Origin of the sequence: Micromonospora craterilacus, from assembly GCF_003236315.1 — a bacterium.
GTDB classification, from domain to species: domain Bacteria; phylum Actinomycetota; class Actinomycetes; order Mycobacteriales; family Micromonosporaceae; genus Micromonospora; species Micromonospora craterilacus.
Genome location: NZ_POTY01000091.1, coordinates 1 through 24,791 on the forward strand (window position 1 = coordinate 1; position 24,791 = coordinate 24,791).

Annotated in this window: 21 protein-coding genes; 11 read left to right on the forward strand and 10 right to left on the reverse strand. The window is 73.5% G+C overall.

Annotation, left to right across the window (positions count from 1 at the left end; all coding sequences use genetic code 11):
* The first annotated feature begins 487 nt into the window (after nt 1-487).
* Nucleotides 488-1,654 (forward strand): O-antigen ligase family protein, encoded by a 1,167-nt coding sequence (locus C1I95_RS15950; RefSeq protein ID WP_146605735.1) that lies wholly within the window; start codon nt 488-490, stop codon nt 1,652-1,654.
* 19 nt (nt 1,655-1,673) lie between these two features.
* Here the strand turns inward: C1I95_RS15950 and cydB are convergent, their stop codons facing one another.
* Nucleotides 1,674-2,672: a cytochrome d ubiquinol oxidase subunit II gene (cydB, locus tag C1I95_RS15955; protein ID WP_111214626.1), complete on the reverse strand. Its 999-nt coding sequence runs from the start codon at nt 2,670-2,672 to the stop codon at nt 1,674-1,676.
* A 14-nt stretch (nt 2,673-2,686) separates the two neighbouring features.
* Nucleotides 2,687-4,099 carry a cytochrome ubiquinol oxidase subunit I gene (locus C1I95_RS15960; RefSeq protein ID WP_111214627.1) on the reverse strand — a complete coding sequence of 471 codons (1,413 nt, stop codon included), beginning with the start codon at nt 4,097-4,099 and terminating at the stop codon, nt 2,687-2,689.
* A gap of 177 nt (nt 4,100-4,276) precedes the next feature.
* Here C1I95_RS15960 and C1I95_RS15965 point away from each other — a divergent pair, with 177 nt between their 5' ends.
* Complete coding sequence (locus tag C1I95_RS15965) at nt 4,277-5,056, forward strand: lysophospholipid acyltransferase family protein (RefSeq protein ID WP_111214628.1); 780 nt, start codon at nt 4,277-4,279, stop codon at nt 5,054-5,056.
* Between the two features lie 45 nt (nt 5,057-5,101).
* On the opposite strand, the gene C1I95_RS15970 is transcribed toward C1I95_RS15965, so the two are convergent.
* From C1I95_RS15970 to C1I95_RS15980, 3 genes are read right to left on the reverse strand one after another with little or no spacing between them, the layout of a single operon-like run.
* The gene (locus tag C1I95_RS15970) at nt 5,102-5,461 is read right to left on the reverse strand and encodes a hypothetical protein (RefSeq protein ID WP_111214629.1); all 360 of its coding nucleotides are present in this window, start codon (nt 5,459-5,461) and stop codon (nt 5,102-5,104) included.
* Between the two features lie 17 nt (nt 5,462-5,478).
* Entirely contained in the window at nt 5,479-7,149 is a 1,671-nt protein-coding gene (locus tag C1I95_RS15975; RefSeq protein ID WP_146605736.1) for an AbeC-like domain-containing protein, read from the reverse strand.
* A complete protein-coding gene (locus tag C1I95_RS15980; protein WP_146605737.1) occupies nt 7,146-7,805 on the reverse strand; it encodes a hypothetical protein in 660 nt (219 codons plus the stop codon). Before C1I95_RS15980 ends, C1I95_RS15975 begins: the two co-directional genes overlap by 4 nt.
* A gap of 133 nt (nt 7,806-7,938) precedes the next feature.
* Between C1I95_RS15980 and C1I95_RS15985 the strand changes: the two genes are divergently transcribed.
* The 7 genes from C1I95_RS15985 (at nt 7,939) to C1I95_RS16015 (ending at nt 18,781) form a co-directional block, all read left to right on the forward strand.
* Nucleotides 7,939-8,706 carry a glycerophosphodiester phosphodiesterase family protein gene (locus C1I95_RS15985; protein ID WP_111214632.1) on the forward strand — a complete coding sequence of 256 codons (768 nt, stop codon included), beginning with the start codon at nt 7,939-7,941 and terminating at the stop codon, nt 8,704-8,706.
* A 21-nt stretch (nt 8,707-8,727) separates the two neighbouring features.
* Entirely contained in the window at nt 8,728-10,125 is a 1,398-nt protein-coding gene (locus C1I95_RS15990; protein ID WP_111214633.1) for an MFS transporter, read from the forward strand.
* Nucleotides 10,126-10,219: 94 nt separating this feature from the next.
* The gene (locus tag C1I95_RS15995; RefSeq protein WP_438941315.1) at nt 10,220-10,903 is read left to right on the forward strand and encodes a thymidine kinase; all 684 of its coding nucleotides are present in this window, start codon (nt 10,220-10,222) and stop codon (nt 10,901-10,903) included.
* A gap of 111 nt (nt 10,904-11,014) precedes the next feature.
* Nucleotides 11,015-14,218: an FtsX-like permease family protein gene (locus tag C1I95_RS16000; RefSeq protein WP_111214635.1), complete on the forward strand. Its 3,204-nt coding sequence runs from the start codon at nt 11,015-11,017 to the stop codon at nt 14,216-14,218.
* Nucleotides 14,219-14,270: 52 nt separating this feature from the next.
* Nucleotides 14,271-16,970, forward strand: a complete 2,700-nt coding sequence (locus C1I95_RS16005; protein WP_111214636.1) for an ABC transporter permease family protein — start codon at nt 14,271-14,273, stop codon at nt 16,968-16,970.
* Between the two features lie 67 nt (nt 16,971-17,037).
* Nucleotides 17,038-18,006, forward strand: coding sequence for an ABC transporter ATP-binding protein (locus tag C1I95_RS16010; RefSeq protein ID WP_111214637.1), 969 nt, complete (start codon nt 17,038-17,040; stop codon nt 18,004-18,006).
* Between the two features lie 76 nt (nt 18,007-18,082).
* Nucleotides 18,083-18,781, forward strand: a complete 699-nt coding sequence (locus C1I95_RS16015) for an ABC transporter ATP-binding protein (protein WP_111214638.1) — start codon at nt 18,083-18,085, stop codon at nt 18,779-18,781.
* Here C1I95_RS16015 and C1I95_RS16020 read toward each other — a convergent pair whose 3' ends face one another.
* From C1I95_RS16020 to C1I95_RS16035, 4 genes are all read right to left on the reverse strand, one after another.
* Nucleotides 18,782-19,240, reverse strand: coding sequence for an Rv0361 family membrane protein (locus tag C1I95_RS16020; protein ID WP_111214639.1), 459 nt, complete (start codon nt 19,238-19,240; stop codon nt 18,782-18,784).
* 95 nt (nt 19,241-19,335) lie between these two features.
* Entirely contained in the window at nt 19,336-20,334 is a 999-nt protein-coding gene (locus tag C1I95_RS16025; RefSeq protein ID WP_111214640.1) for a tyrosine-type recombinase/integrase, read from the reverse strand.
* Between the two features lie 139 nt (nt 20,335-20,473).
* Complete coding sequence (locus C1I95_RS16030) at nt 20,474-20,893, reverse strand: DUF6069 family protein (protein ID WP_111214641.1); 420 nt, start codon at nt 20,891-20,893, stop codon at nt 20,474-20,476.
* A 134-nt stretch (nt 20,894-21,027) separates the two neighbouring features.
* Complete coding sequence (locus C1I95_RS16035) at nt 21,028-21,498, reverse strand: MarR family winged helix-turn-helix transcriptional regulator (protein WP_111214642.1); 471 nt, start codon at nt 21,496-21,498, stop codon at nt 21,028-21,030.
* 95 nt (nt 21,499-21,593) lie between these two features.
* On the opposite strand from C1I95_RS16035, the gene C1I95_RS16040 reads away from it, so the two are divergent.
* Nucleotides 21,594-23,129: an ArnT family glycosyltransferase gene (locus C1I95_RS16040; protein ID WP_111214644.1), complete on the forward strand. Its 1,536-nt coding sequence runs from the start codon at nt 21,594-21,596 to the stop codon at nt 23,127-23,129.
* 56 nt (nt 23,130-23,185) lie between these two features.
* Nucleotides 23,186-23,977 (forward strand): FkbM family methyltransferase, encoded by a 792-nt coding sequence (locus tag C1I95_RS16045; protein WP_111214643.1) that lies wholly within the window; start codon nt 23,186-23,188, stop codon nt 23,975-23,977.
* On the opposite strand, the gene C1I95_RS16050 is transcribed toward C1I95_RS16045, so the two are convergent.
* Nucleotides 23,955-24,752, reverse strand: a complete 798-nt coding sequence (locus tag C1I95_RS16050) for a class I SAM-dependent methyltransferase (protein ID WP_111214645.1) — start codon at nt 24,750-24,752, stop codon at nt 23,955-23,957. The two genes, C1I95_RS16045 and C1I95_RS16050, sit on opposite strands and share 23 nt — an antisense overlap.
* Between the last annotated feature and the right edge of the window lie 39 nt (nt 24,753-24,791).

Below are 24,791 nucleotides of genomic sequence, written 5' to 3' on the forward strand. Positions count from 1 at the left end.
GTTCCAGCGGGTGGGGTCGCCGCGGAAGGTGGGGTCGGAGCTGCCGGCGATCGGTGGGGCGCCGTCGGTGGTGACGTCGTGGTCGCGGCGGTAGTCGCGGTAGCCGCTGGTGCCGGTGCCGAGGTTGCCGGTCCAGGTGACGGTGGTGGCGTAGCGGTGGGCGCGGGTCATCGGGTCAGCCCTTCGGTGGGGTGTGGTGGGTGAGAAGGATATGCGGTGGTTGCCTGTTCGGCCGCCGCCGATCGCCGTCGGGCGCGGTGTGTGCGTCCGATGGGGTATTTGGTCGGCAACGTTGCCGCAGGTGGGTGCCCGATCGGGGACGGTGGGCTTGTCCCGCCGCTGCGGGGACCCCTCTCGTTGCACGACCACCCCCTCTCGCTTGTCGGATCGAGACAGACGCGCCACCCGGCCGGGATCGGGGCAGCGTCAGTAGGGGGATGACGTGCGCGAAGGCAGTCGTGTCCGGCCGCGGCTTCAGGCGTTCGCGTTGACGCTTCTGCTCGTCGGGACGCTGATTCCGGCGCGCGGGATTCCGGTGGTGACGCTGACGGCCGCGATGCTGGTTCCGGTCCTGTTGTGGGCGGTCGTCACCGGGCTGCCGGTGGTGCACCGGGCGGTGCGGTTCGCGGTGGTCCTCGCTGCGGTGGTGGCTGTCCCGGCGTTTGTCACGCCACCCACCAACGACTACGGCAGCACGAAGGTGAGCAGCTTCTTCCTGTTCACGGTGCCGACTGCGGTGGCGGTGATGTTGCTGCGCGATCGGCGGGACGTCACCACCTGGGCGAAGGTGTGGGTGGTCTCCGGCTGTTTGCTGGCGATCTTCGCTCTGGTCGGCGGAGTCGACCCGGCCGGTCGCGCTGTCGGAAGCGACGGCGCCAGCAACCCGATCTGGCTGGCCAGGGCGATCGGCTCCCCCGCGGTGGCGCTGCTGTGGTTGACCTATCGTCGGGCCCTGCCCCGGCCGGTGGTGATCGGCGCTGCGGTGCTGCTCGTCGCGGGTCTGTACGCGACCGGTTCGCGGGGGCCGGTGCTGGCCCTGGCCATCGCCACCCTCGTCGTCATCACCCTGGCGTCGCCTGCGGCCCGGGCGAGCCGCGCGGCGGTCGTCGGGCTCGCCGCCGGCATCGGCGGGTACTTCGCGGTCGTGTTCCAGTGGATTCCCGCGGCGTCCCGGTTCGGTGCGGCGCTCTACGACCCGCAGGGCGAGTTGGAGGCGTCGCAGCGTGTCGAACTCGCTCGGCCGACGATCGACCTGATCATGGCGAACCCGGGTGGGGTCGGTTTCGGCCACTGGGCCGACCACGCGGCGATCGTGGTGTACCGCTATCCGCACAACCTGTTCCTGGAGGTGTTCGCCGAGGCCGGCTGGATACCTGGTGCGGTCCTCGTCGCGCTGCTGCTGTGGGTGGTGGTTCGGCTCTGGCGCAGCGCCCGGGTGGAGCCTGCGGCGGTGCTCACCCTGGCGTTGCTCGCCTTCGAGACGATGTGCGTCAGCGTGTCCGGCGACCTCAACGCCCGTACCTTCTTCGCTGTCCTCACCCTCGGCTACGTGGTGAGCCACTGGCCGGTCGCCTCGGCCCGGCCGGTGGCGCCTGACCTGTCCCGGTCCGGGTGGGCGGCGATGCCGGTGGGCGCGTCGGGTACCCGCCGGTGACCCGGCCGGCCCGGCCGTCTCAGTGCTGGGGGATGTGGGCCACGCCGATGCGCTTGCGGAACACCCAGTACGTCCAGCCCTGGTAGGCCAGCACGATCGGGGTGAAGAACACCGCCACCCAGGTCATGATCTTCAGGGTGTAGGGGGTGGAGGCGGCGTTGGTGGCGGTCAGCGTGCCGGCCGGGTCCAGGGTGGACGGCAGCACGTTGGGGAACAGCGCGGCGAACAGGGTCGCCACGGCCAGGGCGATCGCCACGGCGGTGCCGGTGAACGCCCAGCCTTCCCGGCGTACCTTGGCGGCGGCGAGACCGCCGAGCAGCGCGAGGGCGGCCCCGACGGCGAGCACGACGGCGGCGGTGCTGGAGCGGATGGTCAGCGTCCAGGTCAGGAACGCCACCGCGAGGACGGCGGCGGCCACGCCGAGGCGTACCGCCAGGGCGGCGGCGCGGTCCCGGATGTCGCCGACGGTCTTGAGGGCGACGAACACGGCGCCGTGGGTGAGGAACAGGGCCGCGGTGGTCGCGCCGCCGAGCAGGGCGTACGGGTGCAGCAGGTCGAGCAGGCCGCCGGCGTACTCGTGGTCGGCGGCAAGGGGTACGCCGCGCAGGATGTTGGCGAACGCGACGCCCCACAGGATCGCCGGGATGAGTGAGCCGAAGAAGATGGCGGCGTCCCAGCGGCGTTTCCAGGCGGCCTCGGGGCGCTTGTGGCGGTACTCGAAGGCGACGCCGCGGGCGATCAGGGCCAGCAGGATGAGCAGCAGGGGCAGGTAGAAGCCGGAGAAGAGGGTGGCGTACCACTCGGGGAAGGCGGCGAACATGGCGCCGCCGGCGGTGATCAGCCAGACCTCGTTGCCGTCCCAGACCGGCCCGATGGTGTTGATCATTACGCGGCGTTCGCGGTCGTCGCGGCCGAGTACGGGCAGCAGCATGCCGACGCCGAAGTCGAAGCCCTCGAGGATGAAGTAGCCGGTGAACAGCACGGCGACGAGGAGAAACCAGATGGTGGTCAGTTCCACGGTGGGGCTCCGGGTCAGTAGGCGAAGGCGAGCGGGCGCTCGGCGTCGTCGGTGTCGTCGGGTTCGGGGTCGGGGGTGACGTCGGGTACGCCGGCCTTGGCGTAGCGGATCAGCAGTTTCACCTCGATGACGGCGAGGGTGGCGTAGATGAGGGTGAAGGCGGCGAAGGAGGTGAGCACCTCGGCGAGGGAGACGCTGCGGGACACGCCGTCGCGGGTGAGCATCTCGCCGAAGACGATCCAGGGTTGGCGGCCCATCTCGGTGAAGATCCAGCCGAAGGAGTTGGCCAGCAGCGGCAGGACGGGCATGGCCAGGCCGGCGCGCAGCAGCCATTTGCTGGTCGGGGTGCGGCCCTTGCGTTGGGTCCAGAGCACCAGCAGGGCGATGGCGGCGGCGGCGAGCCCGAATCCGATCATGAAGCGGAAGCTCCAGTAGGTGACCGGGATGATCGGGGTGTAGCTGCCGGGGCCGTACTGGGCGGTGTAGGCGGCCTGGAGGTCGTTGATGCCGTGCACGGTGCCGTTGGGGTCGCCGGTGCCCAGGTAGGACAGCAGGTACGGGATCTTGATGGCGAACAGTTCCCGGGTGCCGTCGAGGCTGCCGACGGTGAGTACGGAGAACGAGGCGGGGCTCTCGGTGGTGTAGAGGCCCTCGGCAGCGGCCATCTTCATCGGCTGCACCTGCGTCATGATCTTGCCTTGGATGTCGCCGGTGATCACGACGGCGGCGGCCGAGATAAGGGTGACCCAGGAGCCGAAGCGGGCGGCGAACCGGTACGCGGGGGTGTCGGCGCTGTCGCGGTTGCGGATCAGGTGCCACAGGGCGACCGCCACCAGCAGGGATCCGGCGACCAGGAAGGCGCCGGCGATGGTGTGCGGGAAGGTGATCAGGGCGACCTTGTTGGTGAGCACGGCGACGAAGTCGGTCAGCTCGGCCCGGCCGGTCTCCGGGTTGACCCAGTAGCCGACCGGGTTCTGCATGAACGAGTTGGCGGCGAGGATGAAGTACGCGGACAGGTTGGTGCCGATCGCGGCGGCCCAGATGCTGGCCAGGTGCAGGCGTTTGGGCAGCCGGTCCCAGCCGAAGATCCACAGGCCGATGAAGGTGGATTCGAGGAAGAAGGCGACCAGGGCCTCGATGGCCAGGGGTGCGCCGAAGATGTCGCCGACGAAGCGGGAGTAGTCGCTCCAGTTCATGCCGAACTGGAATTCCTGCACGATGCCGGTGACCACGCCCATGGCAAAGTTGATCAGGAAGAGCTTGCCGTAGAACTTGGTGAGTTTGAGGTACTTCTCGTCGCCGGTGCGGTGCCAGAGGGTCTGCAGGATGGCGACCAGGACGGACAGGCCGATGGTCAGCGGTACGAAGAGAAAGTGGTAGACGGTGGTGACACCGAACTGCCAGCGGGCGACGTCCAATGCGTCCACCTGCGAACCCCCAGCCAGTCGTACTACGAGACGTAGTAAATACTACAGCCCGTCGTACGTCGTTTTGCAGAGGCGGGCGGCCCGAACCGGCCCGGGACCAATGACCCTGATCACCTCTGCCGTACGCCCCGCCCTGACCCCCGCCGGTGACCCCGGCCGTGCGACCATGACCGGCTGATGGACACGGCCCACTCCCCCTGGCAGCCGCCGCTGATCTGGCGTGCCGCGCAGCTGCTCGCCCGCCTGGTCGTCGGGCTGCTGGCCCGGCTGGAGGTCACCGGCGGCATCCCCGCCCCGCTGCGCGGCGGGCCCCTGATCCTGGCCGCCAACCACATCAGCCCGTTCGACCCGATCGTGCTGGCCGCCGCCTGCCGGGCCCGCCGGGTGGCCCCCCGGATCATGGCCACCGGCGGGCTGTTCCGCGCCCCGGTGATCGGCGCCGCCATGCGCCGCGCCGGGCACATCCGCGTTGACCGGGGCACCAGCGGCGTACACCGGGCCCTGGACGACGCGGCCGCGGCGGCCGCCGGCGGCGCGCCGATCCTGGTCTACCCGGAGGGACGCATCGGCCTGGATCCGGGCCTGTGGCCCGAACGCGGCAAGACCGGCACCGCCCGGCTCGCGCTGTCCTGCGGCGCCCCCGTCATCCCGGTCGCCCAGTGGGGCTCCCACGAGGTGCTGCCCTACCGGGCGCCCAAGGGACTGCTGCGGGGCGTCGCCCGCGCACTCGTGCGGCGCCCCACCGTACGGGTGCACTTCGGCGACCCGGTGGACCTGTCCGACCTGACCCACGGCGTACCCGGCGCGGCCCGGCTGGCCACCGACCGGATCATCGACGCTCTCACCGACACCCTCGCCCCGCTGCGCCCCGACGAGCCCGGCCGGCCCCGGCACGTCGACCCCGGCCGGCCGGCCGACACCAGCCGCTCCCACCGTCGCCGACCCGCCACCGGCTGACCGGGCACCGATCCCGAACACCGGCGGCGGGCAGCCCGGTCGGCCTCAGCTCGCCTGCTGCACCGCGCGCAGCACCTCGGTGACCGCCGAGGCGACCGGCGCCACCGGTGCGGCCAGGGCCGCCAGCCGCTGCAACAGCGCCGTCACCCGGGCCGGTTCCGGATTCTGCCGGGCCAGTTGGAGACGCAGCTCCGCGGCCACCGCCCGGGTCGCGTCCGGCAGCTCGTCGCGGTGCCGGTCGAGCACCTCGACGAGCCGGGCGACCAGGGCCGGCACGTCGACGCCGGGCGCCGTGGCCCACAAGGCACCCCCGACCGCGTGCGCCCCCGGACCGACCGCCTGGTTACCGACCTGACTGACCCCACCTGACTGCTGGATGCCGTAGTTCGCCGATGCCTCCGACATGTCTCTCACCCCTGCTCTCACGCTGGGCGTGGCCGCTCGCCGCCGGTTGCCGGTTGGCCGTGTTGTTCGGCCCGGGCGCCGGTGCCCACGGCCTGGTTGCCGACCACGCTGAGGCCACCGGTCTGGACCACCCCGTGGTTGAGGATCGTCATCTGCCGGTTGCGGAACTCGGCGGTGTCCAGGCCCCGGTCGTCGAGGAAGTCCACGATCGCCGCGAGGACGTGTCGCTCCACCACCTTCAGGTGCTTGGCGGCGTCCAGCACCTGGAAGTAGTTGTGGTAGTCGGCGCCGGCTGCCAGCTCCCGCACCCCCACCCGGGCGCCGTAGTCGTGGCCGAGGTCCTCGCGGGCCAGCCGGCGCAGCCGTGCCTGTCGAGGTCCGTGGCGCAGCGCCTGCACCAGGTCGTCGATCAGCCGGCCCGGGGCGCCGAACGCGGTGGGCAGCAGCCGGGCGGTGGCGGTGGCGAGCAGGTGCACGAGGTGGCGCGACGGCAGCCACTCGGTCAGCCGGTCCACGTCGTGATAGGCCAACCGGGGTGGCTCCAGCACCGTCCGGGCGCACTCCAGGTAGAGCAGCCGCCCGTCGGTGGAGAAGTGCAGGAAGGTGCTCGCCACCACCTCCGCACCCCAGGACGGCACCTGGGCGCACAGGTAGTGCCGGGCCGCCCCCTGCGGGTTGGCGGCGACCTGGCGTACCTCCCCGTCGGACCAGCGGTGCCGTGGCATGCGCTCCCGGTGCGGCAGCAGCCGCGGGTCACCGGTCAGCAGCCGACCGCCGACGAAGACGCGGTCCGCCACGGTCAGCCCGGCCAGCCGGTCCGGTCCCGCCGCGGCGTCCAGCGCCGTCAGACGCTGCCGAACATGGTCGATCAGTTCGAGGACGGTGAACGGCGCCGACGCGTCGTCCTCGGCGGGGCGGCCCGCCCCGCCGACCTGCTCGGCCGGCCGGATCGGCAGGGCGAACGACCAGCCGGCCACCGGCGTGCCGTGCCCGACGAACGGGACGTACCCGCCGTAGATGGTGACGTTGCCGCGTTGCGCCTCGGAGACGGCGGCCAGCCGGTCGGCGTACGACCGTGGCAGCGGCACGTCGTCGGGTGCCGTCGCGTCGAACCGGTTACCGCGCAGCCGGGTCACCAGCAGTTGCCGGGTGCCGTGCAGGTGCAGCACGAGCACCAGGAACGCGGCGATGCCCAGCGGCAGCGCCAGCCAGGGCCGGCCGATCAGCCAGCCGGGCAGGCCGCCGTCGGCGTCGACACGGGTGAGTTGGCTCAGCAGCAGGAGAGCGAGCAGCGCGACGGAAACCATCGCCAGCAGCGGACCGAGCAGGCTCTGCCGGGTCGGGCGGGCCGAGGCCAGCGTGGCCCCGACCCGCATCGCGACGCCGGCCAACACGGTCCACAGCGGAGCGGCCAGCAGCGCGAAGCCCCCGAGGACGAGCAGCCGCAGGTCGCGGCGGCGGCGCCGGTGACGGGCGGTCAGGCAGTGCCGCAGCACCGGCGCGAGGTCGAAGCCCACCGAGGGGGCCACCGCGCGCAGCTCGTCGCCGAACACCTCGTCGAGTACCCGGTCGGCGAACCGCTCGTCGGTGTGCGCGGCGGCGCACAGGTATCGGGTGGCCTCGCTGTCGACCGGCCGGCGCGGCGGGCGTTGTGCCGGCACGGCGGTGGGGTTCGACGGCATGGTCATCTCGTACGTCCCCCGTCATCGCGGCGGTCGCCCGCGCCGCGTCGGGTCGTGGCCCACCAGGCCAGCAGCGGGCCGTAGGCCAGGCTGGCGAGGAACGCGCCGAAAACGGCGCTCGGCAGCCACGACTCCGGGGCGCCGCGGAGAATGGGGTCGTCGGTGACGAGCAGGACGGCGGCGGCGCCGCCGAGCACGGCGGCCAGCGCGCTCACCGTGACCGCGCCGAACACCGCGAACGCCTGGTAGGCCCGCGACGGCGCGGGTCGGGCGGCCAGCCGGCTCAGCAGCCACACCGTGATCCCGAGGAACAGCAGGGTGCGTACGTTGTCCGGCAGCCGGTACTCGATGAGTTCGAGGTTCCACCGCGGCCACACCAACCCGCGCAGGAGCATCCCGGTGAGCTCCGACGCCATACCGGCCAGGCCCCCGGCCCGGGGCAGGTCGTTGACCCAGCCCAGGATCAGCAGCTGACCCCACCGGCTGCCTGCGGCCAGCGCCATCGGCACGAACACCCAGGTGCCGGGCGGCAGGCGGCGGGCCGGTGCCGACACGGCCGGTGGGGTGATCCGGGGTGGCAGCGGATTCACCGGGTGCGCGGTCAACGCCACCGGGGGCGTGGCCGACCGCGCGGGCTGCTCGGGCGGCGGCCATGGCATCACCGACACATGGTGCCGGTGACGGACCGAATGACGATGGTCACTGTCCGGTATCCGCCACCGGCCGTGTCGGCACCGGCCCGCCGCCTGCCGCCCGGTCGCCCGCCGGTCACCGAAGCCGGGCATACTGCGCAGCGTGCCATCTGGTCATCCGTATCTCGACGCCCCGGCGCCACTGGCGTTCGCCCACCGTGGCGGCGCCGCCGACGGCGACGAGAACACCGCCGCGGCCTTCGCCCGCGCCGTCGACCTGGGCTACCGGTACGTGGAGACCGACGTGCACGGCACCGCCGACGGCGTCGCGGTGATCTTCCACGACGACACGTTGGAACGGCTGACCGGGCAGCGCGGTCGGCTGGCCGCGCTGCGCTGGGCCGACCTGGCCTCGGTACGCGTCGGCGGCTCCGCCGTGGTGCCCCGCCTCGACGAGGTGCTCGACGCGTGGCCGCAGGTCCGGTTCAACATCGACGTCAAGTCCGACCGGGGCGTGGCGCCGACAGTGGCCACGGTGGCCCGGGCCGGCGCCGGCGACCGGGTGCTGCTGGCCTCGTTCAGCGACGGCCGGCTGGCCCGGCTGCGGGCCCTCACCCACCATCGGGTGGCGACCAGCCTCGGGGTACGCGGGGTGGCCCGGCTGCGGTGGGCCTCGCTGACCGGCCGGCCGGTGCGGCTGCCGCCGTCGGTGGTGGCCGCGCAGGTGCCGGTGCGCTACGGCCGGGTGCCGGTGGTCGACCGCCGGTTCCTGCGGATGGCCCACCGGCTCGGGTTGCAGGTGCACGTCTGGACGATCGACGAACCTGCCGAGATGCACGAGTTACTTGATCTCGGTGTTGATGGCATCATGACCGACCACGTCGGCGTGCTGCGCGACGTCTACCGCAGCCGCGGCCACTGGGCCGCCTGATCACCCGGGCAAGGACCCCACATGGCCGAGACGGTGACCCCCGCCGCGCAGGACGACACCCCACCCCCCACCAGCACCCGCCGTGAGCGGACCGGCTGGTACTTCTACGACTGGGCCAACTCGGCCTTCCAGACCACGGTCATCACGGTGTTCCTCGGGCCGTTCCTGACCAGCGTGGCCAAGATCGCCGCCGGGTGCGAGCTGGGTGCCAGCGACTGCACCGGGTACGTCTACCCGCTGGGCATCAAGGTGGCCGCCGGCTCGTACTACCCGTACCTGATCTCGCTGTCGGTGCTGCTGACGGTCTTCGTCCTGCCGGTGATTGGGGCGATCGCCGACCGGTCGCTGCACAAGAAGCGGCTGCTGGCCGGTGCCGCGTTCACCGGCGCCGGCGCCACCATGGGGATGCTGTTCGTCACCGGTGACCGGTACCTGCTCGGCGGGGCGCTGTTCATGGTGGCCAACATCAGCTTCGGTGCGGCGATCGTGGTCTACAACTCGTTCCTGCCCCAGCTGGGCGGGCCGGACGAACGCGACGCCATCTCCAGCCGGGGCTGGGCGCTGGGCTACCTCGGCGGTGGTCTGCTGCTGGCGTTGAACCTCGTCGCCGTGCAGTCGTTCGACAACGGCACGCCCGAGCGGACCCTCGACCTGGCCCGCTGGTCGATCGTCTCGGCCGGCCTGTGGTGGGCGGCGTTCACCCTGGTGCCGCTGCGCTGGCTGCGGGAGCACCCGACCGCCGCCGCGCTCGCCGCCGGTGGCCGCGGCAACGTGCTCACCGACGGGTTCCGGCAGCTCGGCCGCACCCTGCGGGAGGTCAAGGCGTACCCGCTGACGCTGTTCTTCCTGCTGGCGTTCCTGGTCTACAACGACGGCATCCAGACCGTCATCACCCTGGCCAGCGTGTACGGCACCGAGGAGCTGCGGCTCGGGCAGAGCACCCTGATCGTGACGATCCTGCTGGTGCAGTTCCTGGCCTTCGGCGGCGCGTTGGGGCTCGGCGCCCTGGCCGGTCGGATCGGCGCGTGGAAGACGGTCCTGCTGAGCCTGGTGCTGTGGACGGCGGTGATCGTCGCGGCGTTCCGGCTGCCCGCCGAGGCGCCGCTGCCGTTCATGGTGCTCGGCGCGGGCATCGGCCTGGTCCTCGGCGGTAGTCAGGCGCTGAGCCGGTCGCTGTTCAGCCAGCTGATCCCGGCCGGCAAGGAGGGCGAGTACTACGGCTTCTACGAGATCAGCGACAAGGGCACCAGCTGGCTGGGGCCGGCGGCGTTCGGCCTGGTGTTCCAGCTGACCAGCTCGTACCGGGTGGGCCTGGTCTCCCTGTTGATCTTCTTCGTGGTCGGCTTCCTGCTGCTGCTGGCCGTCCCGATGCGCCGGGCGATCGTGGCCGCCGGAAACACCCCGCCGCGGGTGCTCTGACCCACATCGCCGACCCGCCGATGATCGGCTCGGGGACGCCGATCGACTAGGCTGCCCGTCCGTGACGACCGCTGACGACGCCGTACCGACCTGCCTGGCCCGACCTCCGCTGGCCGGGCCGGGCGACAACCCGGCCGGGTGCGTCGCCGCCCGCGGCGTCGACGGGCGGCCGGCGCACGCCGCCGCGCTGCGGTTCTACTGGGGGCCGATGGACTGCGGCAAGTCCACGATGGCGCTGCAGATGAATTACAACCACTCTCGGCAGGGCCGCCGCGGCCTGGTCACCACCCGCATCGACCGTTCGCTCGGCCCGCAGGTCACCACCCGCATCGGGCTGGCCCACGAGGCGATCGAGGTCACCGACTCGCTCGACCTGCGCGCCCTGGTCCACGACGCCTGGGCCGACGGGGTACGGGTGGACTACCTGATCTGCGACGAGGCCAGCTTCTACTCGGTCGAGCACGTGGAGCAGATGGCCGAGCTGGTCGACAGCTACGACGTCGACGTGTACGCCTTCGGCCTGGCCACCGACTTCCGGTCCTGCCTGTTCCCCGCCGCGCAGCGGCTGTTCGAGCTCGCCGACTCGGTGGCCCGCATCCAGGTCGAGGTGCTCTGCTGGTGCGGGCGGGAGGGTCTGCTCAACGCCCGGGTCGCGGGTGGACGCGTGGTCCGCGAGGGCGAGCAGGTCGTCATCGGCGACACGGTCGACACCGGCGAGGTCCGATACCAGGTGCTCTGCCGGCGGCACCACCGCGCCGGCGACCTCGGCCCCGGATAACGAAACGATCACTGCTGCGAACCTTTCCCGGTGGCCCGCCACTTCTGGTGCATGACGACATGGCGACCAGGGGCCGCACCCGGCCCGAGAACCGGCGGGGGTACAGGACGAATGAGGTTCGCGTTGCGGCGCGCCCGCGGCACGAAGGGGCTGCTGCTCGCCGCGGCCGGGGCGGCACTGGTGGCGACCGTCGCCCTCACCGGGCTGGCCGCGTACAACCGGGACGTGGTCGACTCGGGCACCCGTAACGTGCTCGCCGCGGCCACCGCCCAGGAACGGTCGGTCCTGGTGCGGGCCTCCGCCGGGCGTACCGACGAGGCCCTGCGGGAGCGCGACACCGCCCTACGGGACCGGCTGCGGACCGACCTGGACGGGCTGGCCGCCCAGGTCACCACCGCCGGATACGCGGCCGGTCGGCAGTTGCGTGGCGACACCGGCGACGCCGTCGCCGACCGCACCGGCAAGATCTACGCGTCGGTGATGTTCCTCGACGACCTGCCCGCGCACGCCCAGCTCACCGCCGGCGCCTGGCCCGAGGCCGACGCGACCCCGGTGCAGACCGCGCTGGCCGCACCGGCCGCCGCGGCGCTGCGGGTGGGCGTCGGCGACCGCATCCCGATCACCGACGGGCTCACCGAGCGGGTCACCGAGGTGACCGTGGTGGGTGTGTTCACCCCCGTGGACCCCGATGCCGCGTACTGGCGGCTCGCACCCGAGGCGGCGACCGGTTCGCTGCCGCAGGCGGCCACCTACGGCCCGATCACCGTGCACCGCGACGACTTCGTCACCCACTTCCTGGCCAACGCCTCCGCCGGCTGGCTGGTCGAGCCCGACCTCTCCGTGATCAACACCACCAGCGAGCTGGACCGGCTGGCCGAGGTCGCCACCCGGATCATCACCACCACCCCGGCGGCGGCCGGCCTCGGTGACTCGGCATTGGCCACCAGCGACCTCGTCAGCCTGGTGCCCCGGTTGCAGCAGGCCACCCTCGTCGGCCGGTCTGCGCTGGTCACCCCGATGCTGCTGGTGGTGGTGCTCGGCGGGTACGCGCTGCTGCTGGTCGCCATCCTGCTCACCGAGCACCGCCGTGGCGAGACCGCGCTGCTGCGCGCCCGGGGTGCCAGTCGCTGGCAGCTGGCCGGGCTGACCGCCCGGGAGGCCACCCTGGTGGTCCTGCCCGCCGCGGCCCTGGCCCCGCTGATCGTCGCCGAGCTGCTCGGCTCCGCCGGCCGGCTACCCGGGCTCGCCGCCGTGTCGTTGCGCCCGGACGTCTCACCCGACTCGATGGTCTGGCTGGTGGCCGGGGCCGCGGCCGCCGGTTGCGCGCTGGCGATGATCGGGCCGAGCCTGCGTCGCGGCGGAAGCTACGTCGCCGACCTGGCCAGCCGGTCCCGACCGAGCCGGCGCGGCATGGCGCAGCGGGCCGGGCTGGACATCGTGCTGGTCGGCCTGGCCCTGCTCGCCTGGTACCAGCTCAGCCGATACTCCTCACCGCTGGCCCGCTCCCGCGGCGGGGAGCTGGGCATCGACCCGCTGCTCGCTGCCGCACCCACGCTCGGGGTACTGGCCGGGGCGGTGCTCGCCCTGCGGCTGCTGCCCCCGCTGATCCGACTCGCCGAACGCTGGGTGGACCGCAAACCGTGGACCGCCACCATGCTCGGCACCTGGCAGGCCGGCCGGCGACCGCACGCCGGGCCGGTGCTGCTGCTCGCCCTCGCCGTCGCGGTCGGCACCCTCGCCTGGTCCCTCGCCGGCACCTCCCGACGGTCCCTCGACGACCAGGCCGCCCACCAGGTCGGCGCCGACCTGCGACTGACCGAGGTCAACGGTTCCGCCCCCGACGACCGGGCCGACCAGCTCGCCGATCTGTCCGGCGCGGCGTCGGTCCTGGCGGCCTGGCGGGACCGCCTGCGTGTCGGGCCGGACTCCGAGCCGGTCACCGTGCTGGCGGTGGACGCCGAGACCGCCGACCAGGTGGTGCGGATCCGCCCCGACCTGGCCGGCGGCTCCACCGAGAAGCTGTTCGATCGCCTCGCCGACGCGCGTGTGACGGCGCCGGACACTCCGCTGCCGCCCGGCACCCGGCGGCTGACCGGGCAACTACTCACCAAGGTCACCTCCCCCTTCGGCGTCGTCGCGCCGGTACGCCACCACGTGGTGCTCGCCGGGCCGCGAGACGGACACCGGCGGCTGCTGCTGGGCGCCACCCAGAACGGCGAACCGCTGCGCTTCTCCGTCGAGCTGCCGACCGGGGACGCGTGGCGGTTGGCCGGGTTCACCACCGAGACCGTCGGCAGCGATCGGATGACGTTCGACTGGCGGCTGACCGACCTGCGGGCCAGTCCGGACGCCTCGCCCGGCCATCCGGTCGACCTGGCGGCCGACGGGCCGTGGCGGATGGTCGACCGGTCCGGCCAGGTGGCGTCGCCGACGGCCACCGGCAGCGCCCTGGCGGTCAGCTACCGCGGCGAGACGTCGGACTTCTACGCCAGCGGCAAGAGCCTGCAACTGGGCATCTCCCGGCCGGCTGCCAGCGGCCTGGTGCCGGCGGTGGCCACCCCGCAGGCGCTCGCCGCGCTGCGCCGCGACGTCGGCACGCAGACCCAGATGTTCCTCGGTGGTGCCGACGTCAACATCACCCTGGTCGACACCGTGGCCGCGGTGCCCGGCGACGCCGAGGACGCCGCACTGCTGGTCGATCTGCCGTCGCTGAGCACCCGGATCTTCCATGACAGCGGCATCGTCCGTTCGCCCGAGGAGTGGTGGCTGGCCGCCCGGCCGGGGCAGGCGGAGCAGGCGGCCACCGCCGCTGCCGCGCTCGGCGGGCTGACCGTGCTGGACCGCGAGGACGTCGCCGCCGAACTGGCCCGGGACCCGTTCGGGGTGGGCGCCCGGGGTGCCCTGTTCGCCGCCGCCCTGGCCGCGGTGCTGCTGGCCGCCGTCGGGGTGGCCGTGGACGTCAGCGCCACCGCCCGCCGGCGGGCCACCGAGCTGGCCGTGCTGCACACCCTCGGCGCCGGACACCGCCTGGTGGCCAGGTCGCTGCTGGCCGAGCAGTCGTTCCTGGCCGGGATCGGCGTGCTGGTCGGGCTGGCCGTCGGGGTCGGGGTCGCCGCGACCATGGCGCCGCTGGTCATCCTCACCCCGTCCGCCAACCGCCCGCACCCGCCGCCGTTGTTGAGCGTCGACTGGCCACCGGTGGTGGCCACCGGTCTGGGCCTGCTGCTGCTGGCGCTGGCGTTCAGCGCCGCAGTGTCGATGACCATGCGGCGGCGGCTGGCCGCCACCCAGCTCCGTATCGGGGAGGACCGGTGAGCGCGAGGAGTGAGCTTGCGAGCCCCGCAGTCGCGAACGAAAGGCGGTCGCGGTGATCGTGAGGCGGGTCAGGGCGTACGGCGCCCACGTGGGTCTGCTGGCGGTGCTGGGGTTGGTGGCGGCGCTGCTGGTGACCGCCGTACCCCGGTTGGCCAACGGGTACGCCGACCGGAGTCTGCACGCCGATGTGACCCGGCTGCCGCACCTGGTCCGCGACGTGTCGATCGCCGTCGAACAGCAACCCGACGACCCGGTGGGTGCCGCGGCGGGTCAGGCCGACCTCGACCGGTTCGCCGACGCGTTGCCGCAGCCGCTGCCGCAGCTGGTGGATCGCCGGTGGTACGCCGCCAGGCTGGACGAGGAGCTGCTCAGCGCCACCGGTGACGATCCGCCGATGGACGGTGGCGCGGTCAAGAAGGTCGGCCTGCGGGCGCAGACCGGGGTCGAGGACGCGGCCGACCTCACCGCCGGCCGCTGGCCCCGCAGCGAGGCGGGACGTCCCGCCGAGTTGGCGGTGTCGGCGGCGGTGGCCGAGATGCTGTCGCTGCGCCCGGGCAGCTGGCTGCGCTTCACCGGCCCCGGCGGACTGAAGCGGGCGCAGGCGCAGGTGGTCGGGGTGTTCGACCCACGCGATGTCGGCGACCCGGTCTGGGATGACCTGCTGCTGGCGCTGGACCCGGTCGCGCCGGTCGCCGACGGCGAGCCGTACCTTGCCGCGGCGGTCACCGACTGGGCCGGGATCGACACCGTGGCCGTCGGCAGCGGCGCGCCGGCCACCTACGAGTGGCGGTACCGCTTCGACGAGCGGCGGCTGAACACCACCACCATGGAAGCGGTGACCGCGGCGGTGGCCGACACCCGGCGGATCGCATGGCTGCCCGATTCGACGGTGCAGACGTCGCTGGACATCACCCTGATCCGGTTCGCCGAACAGTTGCACGCGGTGCGGGCTCTGCTGGCCATCGCGCAGTCCGGCCTGGTCGCCAGCCTGCTCGGGCTGATCCTGCTGGCCGCCCGCCTGGCGGTGCAACGCCGCCGCGAGGAGCTGGCGCTGTTGCGGGCCCGGGGTGCCTCGCTGGCCGCGATCGGCCGGCGCACCCTCGCCGAGGCGGCACTCGTGCAGCCCGTCGCGGTGCTGCTCGGTTGGCTGGTCGCCACCCGGGTGCCGGGCCGGTCGGAGGGTGCGCCGTGGGCGGTGCTGCTGCTGGCGGTGCTCACCACCGCCGTGGTGCCGGTGCTGGCCGTGCTCGCCCAGCGGCGGGGCGGGCTGGTCGCCGGCCGGAGCGACCTGATCCGGCAGCGCCCGTCGGTGCGCCGGCTGACCGTGGAGGCCAGCGTGCTGGTGCTCGCCGGCCTGGGCGTGGTGCTGCTGCGCCGCCGTGGCATCGACCCGGCGGGCGGGGTCGACGCGTACCTCAGTTCGGTGCCGGTGCTGGTCGCGGTCGCCGCCGCGCTGGTGGCGATCCGGCTGCTGCCGTGGCCGCTGCGACTGGTGGGGCGGCTGGCCGGGCGGGCCCGGGGTGCGCTGCTGTTCCTCGGTGTGGCGCGCGCCGGCCGGGGCGCGCCGGTGGCGTTGGGACCGCTGGCGGTGCTGATCGTCGCCGTCAGTACCGGCGTGTTCGGTGGGGTGGTCGCCACCACGGTGGCCGCCGCCCGGGACCGGGCCGCGACGCTGGCCGTGCCGGCCGACGCCTGGCTGGCCGGGTACGCCTTCCCACCGGACGCGGCCGACGCGCTGACCGGAGTGGCCGGGGTGGAGACGGTGACCCGGGTGTGGGTGGATTCCAACCGGCGGCTGCTGTCGGAGACCGGCCCGCAGGCCACGGTGTTCCGCCCGGTACGGGTGCTGGTGGTGGACGCCCCGGCGTTCGCCGAGGTGGTGGCCCGCAGTGGCGTCGACGTCGACGTGCCGGCCGCGCTGCGTTCCGCCGCCCGCGGTGCCGGGCCGGTGCCCGCGGTGGTCTCCCCGAACGTGGCGGCCGACCTCGGCGACCGTGCGGTGGCCGACGTCCAGAACCGGCTGTACGAGTTCCACGTGGCCGGGGTGGCCGACACGTTCCCCGGCGTCGGACTGGGCGTCGACCGGTTCGTGGTGCTGCCGTGGCAGGCGCTGCCCGAGTACGAGTTCACGCCGATCATCCCGAACCGGTACCTGATCGCCGGCGACGACATCGACGAGGCGAAACTGCTGGAGGTGGCCGACGCCGAGCAGCGCCGGCGGCAGTCCGCGGTGCTCGGCGTGGAGGTGACGCAGACGCAGCTGCCGGCCACCCTGGAGACCCGGCGGGCGTACCGGGAGGGGCTGGAACGCACCGGGGCCAACGAGGTGCTGACCCTGGCGTTCACCGCCGGCGCGGCCGGGGGCACGGCACTGGCCGTACTCGCCGTCGGGTTCGCGGTGGTCGCCGACGCCGCCGGCCGGGGCCGGATGCTGTCCCGGCTGCGCACGATGGGCCTGTCCGCGGCCCACGGCCGCCGGCTGCTGGTGTACGAGCTGGTGCCGCTGGTGGTGGTCGCGGCCCTGACCGGCGGGGCGGTGGGGATGGCGCTGCCCCGGCTGCTCGGCTCGACCCTCGGGTTGTCCGCGTTCGCCCCCGGCGTGCCGATACGCGACCACCTGGACCCGCTGGTGGTGGGCGGGGTGCTGGCGCTGGTGGTGCTCGGCCTGCTGGCCGGCCTGGCCGCGGAGAACGTGGTGAACCGACGGATGCGCCTCGGCGAGGTGCTGCGTCTGGGAGAGGAGAACGCGTGAGGGAGCGTCGGCGAGCGAATCAACCAGCGCCGGAGAAGGTCGGCGCGGAGCGAAGCGGAGTGATGGCATGACCATGGTACGGGAGGCACCGGATCTCGCGACGCTGCAACGGCGGGCGGCGGAACGGGCGGCAGCCCGCGCCGGCGGCGCCGACCGGTTGCGCGGGCACATCGTCTGCGACGGCCTGGTACGCATCTTCACCACGGAGGGGGTGGAGGTCGTCGCGTTGCAGGGCCTCGATCTGGTCGTCGACCGGGGTGAGCTGGTGGCCATCGTGGGCGCGTCCGGGTCCGGCAAGTCCACCGTGCTGAACATCCTGTCCGGGTTGGACACGCCGACCGCGGGGATCGCCCGGGTGGCCGGCTTCGACCTGTTGACCATGTCGGCGCGCAAGCGGCTGCGGTACCGGCGGCACACGGTCGGGTTCGTGTGGCAGCAGACCGGACGTAACCTGCTGCCGTACCTGACCGCCCGGGAGAACGTGGAGTTGCCGATGCGGCTGGCCGGCCGGGGCGGCCGGGCGGGCCGGCGGCGGGCGACGGAGCTGCTGGAGATGGTCGGCGTCGGGTACTGCGCGGACCGCCGGCCGGGGCAGATGAGCGGCGGCGAGCAGCAGCGCTGCGCCGTGGCGGTGGCGGTGGCCAACGACCCGGAGGTGCTCTTCGCCGACGAGCCGACCGGTGAGCTGGACGAGGCGACGGCCGCGGAGGTGTTCACCGCGCTGCGCACCATCAACGCCGAGCTGGGCGTGACCATCGTGGTGGTCACCCACGACCATCAGGTCGCCTCCCAGGTCCGGCGGACCGTGGCGATCCGCGACGGGCGGACCGCCTCCGAGGTGCACCGCACCGCGCGGGTCGGCGCCGACGGCGTCGAGGAACTGGTCACCGAGGAGTACGCGGTGCTGGACCGGGCCGGTCGGATGCAGCTGCCGGCCGGTTTCGTCGACGCGTTGGCGCTGCGGGACCGGGTGAAGCTGACCCTGGAGCCGGACCACGTGCAGGTCCGCTCCGGCGAGGAGAGGGGTACGCCGTGAGCGAGTGGCAGCGGGCGAACCATCGGTGCGGTACGGAACCGGCTCAGGCCGGCGGCGAGCGGAGCGGGGCGGCGGCATGAGTGAGGATCTGGTCCGGGTCGAGGGGCTGTGTCGGGACTACGGCAGCGGCGACCGGGTGGTCCACGCGGTGCGGGACGTGTCGCTGCGAGCCGGTCGGGGCGAGCTGGTCGCCGTGCGGGGACGTTCCGGGGCGGGCAAGACCACCCTGTTGAACCTCATCGGCGGCCTGGACCGGCCCACCTCCGGGCGGGTGTGGGTGGCCGGCCACGAGGTGACCTCGGCCGGCGAGCGGGACCTGCTGCGGCTGCGCCGGGACAGCATCGGTTTCGTGTTCCAGTCCTTCGGGCTGATCCCGATCCTGTCGGCAGCGGAGAACATCGGGGTGCCGATGCGGCTGGCGAAGGTGCCGGCGGCACAGCGCGAGGAGCGGGTGTCGGTGTTGCTGGAGCTGGTCGGGTTGGGGGGCCACGCCGGGCAGCGGCCGTACGAGTTGTCCGGCGGGCAGCAGCAGCGGGTGGCGATCGCCCGGGCCCTGGCCAACGACCCGGCGCTGCTGATCGCCGACGAGCCCACCGGCCAGCTGGACTCGGAGACCGGCCGCGCGGTGATGGACCTGCTGCGGGCGCTGGTGCACGCCCGGGGGATGACGGCCCTGGTGGCCACGCACGACCCGACGCTGGTGGAGCTGGCCGACCGGGTGCTGGTGCTGCGCGACGGTCGGCTGGTCGAGTCCACCGAACCGGTCGGGGTGTGATCAGTACGGGTCGCCGCAGACCTGCCAGTCGCCGTGCTCCTGCACCACCGTCAGGTCACGCTGCTCGGTGCTGCCGGTGTCGCGGGTCAGTTTCACCTTGACGGTGCCGTGCGGGCGGCCGCCGCGGGTGGCCACCGACACGTCCACGATCTCGTAGTCGCGTACCACCGGCGGGGTGCGTACCCAGCTGGTGAAGCCGAGCTGGCTCCACCGGCTGCGCGAGTCGGCGCAGAGTTGCTCGTACGCGCCGTCGGTGTCGCCCGCGGTGACCTGCCGCAGGAACCCGTCGGCGGTTTCCCGGACCGGTCCGGCGGCCTGGGTGACCACCTGCACGTTCCAGGCGCCCAGGCCGGCGACGCCGATGCAGCACAGGGCCACCCCGGCGCCGACGAAGACGAGCCCGGCCCGCACCGGTTGGCGTCGTCGGGCCGGCCTGCTCCACGGCTGCGCAGCGCCCACACCATCCGACCGTAGAGAATCGGCCGCGACGGCGGGCGGAAAGCCGGGGCGGCCGGTCCGCCCGGCGGATCGGGCCTGACCGGGCTGGCCGCGGATCAGCCGCGGCGGCGGGCGCGGGCGGCCCAGACGGCGTACGCCGGGTCCCGGTCCAGGTTGTGCCGGTCCCGGTCGTAGCGGCGGGTGGTGCGCGGGTCGGCGTGGCCCATCGCGTCCTGCACGTCCTCCAGCGGCACTCCCTCGGCGCGGGCGGTGGTGGCGAAGGCGTGCCGCAGCGAGTGCGGCGACAGCCGGGCCCACGCGGGTATCCCGGCGCTGCGGGCGAGCCGGCGGACCAGCCGGAACACCGAGTGCCGGTCCAGGCGGGCTCCGCTGGTGGTGACCAGCAACGCCCCGGTGAGCTGCGGCACGTCCAGGCCCTGGTCGGCGGCCCGCTCGGCCAGGTACGCGTCCACCGCGTACGCGGTGCCGGGGGTGAGTGCCCGGCGGCGGGCCTTGCCGCCCTTGCCGGCGAAGCGCACGCTGCGGTGCCCCCGCTCCACGCCGAGGTCGTCGACGTTCAGCGAGACCAGCTCCCCGACCCGCAGCCCGAGGTCGGCCAGCAGGGCGATGGCGGCGCGGTTGCGGGCGGCGATCGGCCCGGTCTCGGCCTCGGCGGCGGCGAGCAGCGCGTCGACCTCGTCGGGGGTCAGGCCCACGGTGGCCGAGTGGTCCCGGTCGATCCGGGGCCGGTCGGCGCCGGCGACCGGGTTGGTGTCGACCGCGCGCAGTTTGACCAGGAAGTCGTACCAGCTGGACAGGGCGGACAGCTTGCGGGCCACGGTCGCCGGGGTCAGCGGGCGGCCGGTACGCGCGGCCAGGGTGCTCTCCAGCGCCCGCCCGTACTCGTTGACATGCAGGAAGTTCACCCGCAGCGGGTCGAGGTGGCGGGCGGTGCACCAGGCGAGCCAGCCGGCGACGTCCCGGCGGTACGCGTCGCGGGTGTGCTCGCTGAGTCGGCGGTTGCGCAACCACGCCTCGGTGACGGCGGTCGGCCCACCGGGCAGGGCGGGATGGGCCGGCGGGCGGTACAGCACCGGGGTGTCAGGCGAGCGCATGTGAAAAAGGTTCTCAGCTCGGGTGGCGGTTGACGATCAGGCGCGCCGACGGCTTCATGATCGCCGTTGGCGCCCGCCCCGGCCGGTTCGCGGCGACCCGGCCGGGCGCGGGGTCGCCCATGATCAGTGTCGCCTGTGGTCAGTGGTCGCGCTTCGGCAGCAGGGCGATCAGGACGGCCGGTACGACCAGGTGCATCACGCCCAGGGCGACCTTGGCGCCGCCGGTGGCGTCGACCTGGAAGAGGGGGGCGAAGGACAGCAGCGTCACCACCACCGCGAGGGCGAACCAGATGCCGGTGGCCCGGTGTCCGGCGACCCGCTCCAGGATGGCCAGCGCCGCCCAGCCCAGCAGCGCCGAGCCGAGCGAGAAGACGATCACGGGGATGAGGTTGACGACCATCTCCGGCTGCCCCGGACTGCGTACCGCGTAGTCGACGCCGGCGATGGCGCCGACGATCCAGATCACGGCGCAGGCCACCACGGTCGCGGCCACCCCCGCGGCGCGGCGACGCAGGTTCGAGGTGGTGGTGCTGACGGGGTGCACGGTGGTGCTGCTCATGGCTGCTCCTCGATCGGGGACACCAACAATCAAGACCGTATCAGATAGTCTTGTACGGAACTATCTGAGTCGGGAACATAAAAGACGGCCGGCGACGCGGCGTGCCGCGCCCCGGCCGTCGGGCGATGACCGGATCAGCAGACCGAACCGGATCCCCCGCACGCTCCGCCGCCGGAGAGCCGTCCGCCGACCAGGCGTTGGATCGCCCGCAGGAACACCTCGCGTTCGGTTTCCGGCATTGCGGCGAGCACGTCCTGCTCCAGCCGTCCGGCGATCTGCTGGGCCTGGTCGAGCACCCGCTCCCCCTCCGCGGTGACCTCGACGAACCGGGCCCGCCGATCGGTCGGCGAGGGCACGCGCCGGGCCAGCCCGGCCGCCTCCAACTGGTCCAGGGTCACCACCATGGTGGTCTTGTCCACCCCGCACAGCTCGCCGATCTGCCGCTGGGTGAGGCCGCCGATCCGGGCCCGCAGCAGCACACAGTGACCCCGCGGCGAGATGCCCAACTCGGCCAGGCCGGCGGCATGCTCCACGCGCAGCGCGTGACTGGCCCAACTGAGCAGGAACATCAGGTCCGACGGGCGACCCGGCGACGGGGAGGTCATCCAACGAGGCTAACAAGATATTCCGGCGCGGGATCGTTGCCCGGGCAGGGAAACCAGGGGCCCGCGAGCGGTCGCGGTGCCCGACAATGGACGCCATGACCGCATCGGCGATGCCGGAAACCCGGACTTCGGACGTGCCGCACCGGACTCCGCCCACCCCCGGCCCCCGGGCCACCGGCCCGTGGCTGGTCGCCGGGGCGGTCACACTGGTCCTGCTGGCGCTGGCGCCCCGCTACGGCTACCACCGCGACGAGCTGTACTTCCTGCTGGCCGGACGCCACCTCGACTGGGGCTACGTCGACCAGGGGCCACTGGTGCCCGCCCTGGCCCGGTTGGTCGACACGGTGGCGCCGGAAAGCCTGCTCGCCCTGCGTACCCCCTCGGCGCTGATGGCCGGCGGCGCGGTGCTGCTGGTCGCGGCGATCGCCCGGCAGCTCGGCGCCGGGCGGGGCGCGCAGACGCTGGCCGCGTTGCTGGGCGGCACCTCGGGCATCGTCCTGGCCAGCGGTCACCTACTCAGCACCACCACCGTCGACCTGCTGGTCTGGCTGGCCGCCGCGCTGTGCACGGTGGTCCTGCTGCGCACCGGGGACAGCCGCTGGGCGCTGGCGGTCGCCGCGGTGCTCGGCGTCGGCATGCTCAACAAGCTGCTGCCCGCGCTGCTGGCCGTGGGGTTGCTGGCCGGGCTGGCGCTCGCCGGGCCACGCCGGCTGCTGCGGGACCGCTGGGTGCTGCTGGCCGCCGGGGTCTTCGTGCTGCTCGCCGCGCCCACCCTGATCTGGCAGGCGGCGCACGGGTTCCCCCAGTTGTCGGTCGCGGCGGCGATCTCCGACGGCGACAGCTCCTACAGCGGCCGGCTCGACGCGCTGTTCCTCCAGTTCGTGATCATCAGTCCGTTCGTGGTACCGATCTGGGTTGCCGGCCTCGTCGCGCTGCTGCGCCGGGCCGAGTGGCGGGCCTACCGGGCGCTCGGCTGGGCATGGCTGGTGGTCGTCGCCATCGTCCTGCTCGCCGGCGGCAAGGGCTACTACGACGCCCCACTGCTGCTGGTGCTCACCGCCGCCGGTGCGGTGGCCACCGCCGGCTGGCTGGCCCGGGGCCGGCTGCGCCGGGCGTTGCCGGCGGCCGTGGTCGTGTTCACCGCCGCCAGCAACGGCGTGTTGCTGCTGCCCACGCTGCCGGCCGACCGGTTGCCCGACTTCGTCGTGGCGGTCAACTACGACGCCGGCGAGACCATCGGCTGGCCGGCCTTCGCCGACTCGCTCGCCGCCGTGCACCGCGAACTGCCGGCCGACGAACAGGCCCGGGCCGTCATCCTCACCGGGAACTACGGCGAGGCGGGAGCGGTGGCCCGCTACGGCCCGTCACGCGGGCTGCCCGCCGCGTACTCGGGGCACAACAGCATGGCCGACTTCGGCCGGCCACCCGAGGGCGCCGACGTGGCGATCGCCGTCGGGTGGTCGCGGCCGGACCGGCTGCGGGCCTGGTTCACCGAGGTCACGCTGGCCGGGCGGGTGGACCAACGGGTCGACGTGGACAACGACGAGAATGGCGGGCCGATCTGGCTGTGCCGTGGGCTACGGCGCCCGTGGGCCGACATCTGGGAGACCGAGGTACGTCACGCCGGGTGACGCAACGTCCCGCAGAGCGCGACCGGCCGCTGCCCTGGCCGGCTAAGGTGCTCCCGATGGGTACCCACTCCGCCGCGGTCGAGGCACTCAAGGCCGATCCGGCGACCGCGTCGCTGCGCCGGTCGCTCGATGTCTACTACGGCGATCCGGGACGCGACGCGGCGATGGACGCCTTCTACGCCCGGTTCGTGCGCCCCGGTGACCTGGTCTTCGACATCGGCTCGCACGTGGGCGACCACATCGGCAGCTTCCGGCGGCTCGGCGCCCGGGTCGTCGCCGTGGAGCCGCAGCCGCTGTGCCTGCGGGCGCTGCGCGCCATCTACGGCGACGACGACCAGGTCAGGCTGGTCGAGGCGGCCTGCGGAGCGCAGCCGGGACGGGTCGGGTTCCTGGTCAACTCCGCCAACCCGACCGTGTCGACCGTCTCCCCCGACTTCGTGGCGGCGGCCGCCGGTGCCGGCGGCTGGGAAGACCAGGTGTGGGACGGCCAGATCGAGGTTCCGGTCACCACCGTCGACGCGCTGATCGCCGAGTACGGCACCCCGGCCTTCGTCAAGATCGACGTGGAGGGCTTCGAGGACGCCGTGCTCGCCGGCCTGAGCCGCCCGCTGCCCGCGCTGTCGTTCGAGTTCACCACGATCGGCCGGTCGGTGGCGCTGCGCTGCCTCGACCGGTTGACGATGCTCGGGTTCGGCGGCTTCGACGTGGCGCTCGGCGACCACAAGTCGTTGACCGTGGGGCGCTGGGCGTCCGCCGAGGAGATGGCGACCCGTCTGCTCGCGCTGCCGCACGAGACCAACTCCGGCGACGTGTACTGCGTCCCGGTCAGCGGGGAACAGCGACCGTGAGCAGGTGACTGCTGGCACCCAGCAGGCTCGGTTCGTCCTCGATTCGGCGCAACATCTCCAGCAGCAGGTCGGTCAGCTGTCGGCTGGCCAGGATCTCGGTCAACCGCGGGCCCGTCATCCACAGCGGACCCTCCACCGCGACCTGCCGCCGCACCACCAGCCCCGCCTGGGTCAGCTCGTCGGCCAGATCCTCGGGACGGTGGAAGTAGGCGCTGGTGAACCACGTCCGGCCGGCGTCGGCGTTGTGGTGCACCCCGTCGACCAGCGCCCGTTCCACCAGCGGCCGGAACCGGGGGTCGCTGAAGTAGTCCTTCACGAAACCGTCGAACAGCGACGTGAAGCGGCTGATCGTGGCGCCCACCACCACACCACCGGGGCGTACCACCCGGGCCGCCTCCCGCCACGCCGCGACCCGGTCGTCGCGTGCCAGCAGGTGGTAGAGCGGCCCGAGCAGCAGCACGGCGTCGGCGCTGTGGTCGGCGGCGGGCAGCGCCCGGGCATCCCCCACGGTGGCGGTCACGCCGGGTCGGGCCGCCGCCTCCGCCACGTGTTCCGGCACCGGGTCGACGAGGTGCACCCGGTAGCCGGCCCGCGCCAGCGGCTCGGCGTACACCCCGGTGGCGCCGCCGACGTCGAGCACCGTCGCGGGTGCGGCGGGCAGCACCCGGGTCAGCACGTCCCAGGTACGCAGGAACTCCAACCTGCCCGCACCGGCGGCCAGCCGTTCGCGCTCCCCGCCCTGCCGGTAGTACTCCAGGATCTCGCTGCTCAGCACCGCCAGACCTCCCTCGGCCACCTGCCTCCTCCCGCCAAC